Source organism: Mucilaginibacter sp. (assembly GCF_039921305.1).
Taxonomy (GTDB): Bacteria; Bacteroidota; Bacteroidia; order Sphingobacteriales; family Sphingobacteriaceae; genus Mucilaginibacter.
Map to the genome: position 1 here is coordinate 1 of NZ_JBDSCA010000054.1, position 3,992 is coordinate 3,992.

3 protein-coding genes are annotated in these 3,992 nt (G+C 39.3%); 1 reads left to right on the forward strand and 2 read right to left on the reverse strand.

The genetic code is table 11. The features are described from left to right. A partial coding sequence (locus ABIN91_RS16710; RefSeq protein ID WP_348052382.1) for a CheR family methyltransferase occupies nucleotides 1-2,071 on the reverse strand: 2,071 nt, incomplete at its 3' end. A 201-nt stretch (nucleotides 2,072-2,272) separates the two neighbouring features. Between ABIN91_RS16710 and ABIN91_RS16715 the strand changes: the two genes are divergently transcribed. Continuing rightward, a complete protein-coding gene (locus ABIN91_RS16715) occupies nucleotides 2,273-2,452 on the forward strand; it encodes a hypothetical protein (protein ID WP_348052384.1) in 180 nt (59 codons plus the stop codon). Nucleotides 2,453-2,726: 274 nt separating this feature from the next. Here the strand turns inward: ABIN91_RS16715 and ABIN91_RS16720 are convergent. Further along, nucleotides 2,727-3,992, reverse strand: a 1,266-nt coding sequence (locus tag ABIN91_RS16720) for an ATP-binding protein (RefSeq protein WP_348052386.1), incomplete at its 5' end; no start/stop codon positions are given.

Genomic DNA, 3,992 nt, shown 5'->3' on the forward strand with positions numbered 1-3,992 from the left:
CCTCATTGGATGATTGCATTTCTTCATTAGCCGATTGCAGCTCTTCGTTGTAAGATTGCATATTTTCATCCGAGGAAGCTATGCGCTCTTGAGCTACTGTGAGACTATGTTTTAATTCGGCAATTTCCATTTCCATGCTGATCAAATGCTCTTTAGTGATTTCATTGATATCCCCTGTACTGATAATATTTTCTTCGCTCTGTACGGCTTTGGCCTCTGAAAAAATGACAAGCAGCAACCGTTCTTCCGAATTGTTTACATAAAAGGGGCTGATGGAGATATTGATTATCCGACTTTTTAAATTTTCGAAAGGTTCAATGTTTACTTCTTTTAGTAATACTCTTTCATCCAGCATCAATGCCTTATGGGCCGCAGCTTTAAAAATAATAGAAATACTATCCGGCAGCAGCTTATTCAAATCGAAATTAAAATTTTCATTTTTAAGGTAGGAATTAATATCACCGAATGATTGGATCACCAACAGGTTTTCATCAGTACAGATACCGGTAAGGCCGGATTCTTTATATAGGAAAGAATTGATCTGTTCCTCCAAAGCAGATCTGGAAGCCGGAAGATGGGTCTTTTTACTTACTTCCTTATTATTTATTTTTGCCCTTTCAATCACATGAGATGAAAAAGCATCAAACCTGACCCCGCGCGCGGTTTTATTACTTTTAAATATGTTCCATTTTGTGCTAATCTCTTCAAAATCTTCTTTTAATGTGCCGGAATTTTCACTGGGGCCCAGGAAAAGGTAGCCATTTTGTTTTAATCCAAAATGCATCATGGCAAACACTTTTTTCTGCGATACCGGGTTAAGATAGATGAGCAGATTCCGACAGCTGATCAGGTCGATATTGCAATAAGGTGGGTTTTTAACCAGGTCATGCTGGGCAAATACCAGCATTTTTCTGATCTCATGCTTAACTTTGTAAGTTGCGCCGTCTTTTGTAAAATACTTATTTAGCCTTTCTTTGGAAACTGTTTTTTCTATTGTATTTGGATAAATGCCTTTAGATGCGATATCCAAAGCGGCTTTACTGATATCCGTTGCAAATATTTTGATTTCAAGTTCTTTTGGGTGTAGCTTCAAATACTCTTTTACTAGAATAGCCATGGAATATGCTTCTTCCCCCGTGGCGCAACCGGCTATCCATATCTTCAATATTTCTCTGTTGTTTTTGATGATATCTGGGATTACTTTTTCTTCGATGATCTTAAAGGCATCAGGGTCACGAAAGAAAGAGGTGACACTTATCAAAAAATCATTTGCCAACAATCCGATCTCCGAATGGTTGTCTTTTAAATAATTATAGTATTTAATAACCTGTTTAAAATTGTGCTCGGCCATTCGCTTCGTGATTCTCCTAATAATGGTAGGACGCTTATATTCCGAAAAATCCAATGGTAGGTTCGCTTTGATGAGGTTAAATATCTGCCCAAGCATCTCCTCAGTAATATCGTCCGGTTTTTGACCCGTAGGTAATATTAGTTTGCCCTCTTTTACATAATTTTCAATAATCTTAGGCATAGCCTCCGGTGACAGGACCAAGTCGGCAGAATCAGTAGCGATAGCCGCCAGTGGCATCCCATCAAAGGCTGCAGTGGCAGGTTCCTGAACAAGCACAAGGCCCCCGGCATTTTTGATGGCTTCAATCCCATTTGAACCATCATTGCCTGTACCGGACAGTATGACCCCTATGGCCTTATCTCCTCGCTCTTTCGCCAGGGAAGTAAAAAAGTAATCAATCGTCATATATGGACGGGACTGATCTTTTTTATCAGATAGTAAGAGCCTGCCGTTTTCAACGGTCATGAATTTGGAACTTGGGATCAGGTAGACGGTATTAGGCTTAATATCCACGTTTTCAACTGCCTCGATAACTTCCAGTTTGCTATGTTGTGCCAGTAAGTGGGCCATCTGGCTTTTAAAATCAGAGGACAGGTGCTGTATTAAGATATAGGAAACCGCGTCAAGCGGGGTATAATCGAAAAATGCGGAAATTGCTTCCAAGCCGCCGGCAGAAGCACCAATGGCTATAATGTACTGTTTATCGACAATTTTAGCCATGATTTTTTGAGTGAATTAAGAGAAAGAAACGATGGAATAGCAGTAATAAATGTAACATAATTATTCTTAGTTTGTTTTAAATACGAAGCTTCTTAAGTGAACAAACCTGATAACAAAAACTGGTCAGGCGAGTTTGTTCGAAATACCGAAGATAAATGCACTACTATTGTAGATAGTATTTAGTAAAATTGAAGGGAGCCGATGATGAATGTAGGAAAATTTGAAGGGTTCGATGATCAATTGAAAGACCTTCGGCCAGAGGTAAAGGAAAAGGCGCTCGACCTGGCATCTGGTTATGCTCAAGAGGGCATAGAAATAAAAATTGCTTTAAGAAAAGCGATCGCTGAAGCGGAACTTTGGTTTTTAGATTCGGAGGGTTAACTACAACTTATTAGTGAAAGACCAATTAAGGAAAGTAACAACATAAGGCAACAGGTAGACAGCAATCCAAGTTGATAATCATTCTGCGAAAACAAGTAGATAAGCTCGATCATGAAGCCGGGTATGACGGATAAATACTTTGCTTTATGAAAATCAAAAAGGGAAAGAAACCTCTTAAGTGGCTGGATTCTGTTTTAGTTTTAAATAAATGTACTGGCTAAAGTATAACTAAGTTAAATTAATTACTGGTTAGTTTTTTTAAATTTCAGCTACTTTATAAAATGGTTGTTGGTATTACTATCGGTTCTGCTATCATTTTAAAAAATACTTTAAAAGAGCAGCCTTTGCCTGAATCGCATTCCACTTCGATCTTACCGCCGGATGCATTGACGATCTTTCGGATCAAATATAATCCGATGCCTGTTCCTTCGGCAGTTTCATTGACTCGTTTATACTTTTTAAAAATATGGTCTATCTCATCTTTTGTAATGCCGATGCCGTTATCAGTGATCGTTAATACGTTATAATCACCTTCTAGTTCAGTTTTGATGCTGATTTCCGGCACACGATCGGGTGAGCTGAACTTTAATGCATTCGTGATCAGGTTAAACATTACACTTCGCAGGTTTTTTTTAGCGAACCGAACTTCTTTTTTTCTGAAATCCGTATGAAAAATCGCTTTCGAAACCTTGATTTTTTCTGATAGCGTCTCTTTGATCTCCTTAAAAATCTCCGGGAAATTTTCCAGACTCTCAACTTCATATTCCGATTCGATAAAGCCTACCTTAGCCAGATCGCTGATAATGGCTTTGAAATTGATTACCGCCTTATTCATCATCCCGGATAGTTCCATAACCTCCGGGTCTTTTGTATTCAACTTATCATTAAGGATTTCCAGTAGCATTCCAATATTGACGATAGGTGCATTCAGGTCATGTGAGGCGCCAAATACAAAGTTGTTCAGGTCGGCGTTAATCCTTAATAGGCTCTTATTACTGCTATCCAGGCTCCGGTTGCTGATATCCAGGCTTTTATTGCTGATATCCAATTCCTGCAATAGTTTTTTTAATTCCGTGATGTCATAGAAACTGATAATTGCCCCGTCGGCTTTTTTGCTATTTTTCTTCAAGTAGGGCATGGTCATCACCTGGTAGATCTTTCCGTCAGTAGCTGCCGCTTCGCGGGTAATGGGCACCTCATCATCAATGACTTTCTTTATATCATCTATCAGGGTTTCAGATTTTATATTCGTAGTGATATTGCTTAGCGGGCGACCAATATCGCCCTCGCGAATATTGATGTGTTTTACCGCACCGGGCGAATATCTTTTTAGCAGCAGCTCCCTGTCAACAAATAACTGGCCGTTGGTATTGCTGCGAAAATAATTGTTCAGGTCGTCATTCAGATCCGTTAAATCGTCAATAGTCTGCTGATGATCCTTATTGACCGTTTGCAATTCCTCATTCACCGATTGCAACTCTTCGTTCGAACTTTGCATTTCCTCATTGGCGGACTGCATTTCTTCGTTAGCGGATTGCAG

Bases quoted from the DNA above. Each gene is read 5' to 3' on its own strand.
- ABIN91_RS16715 (WP_348052384.1), top strand. From the start codon at position 2,273: ATGATGAATGTAGGAAAATTTGAAGGGTTCGATGATCAATTGAAAGAC.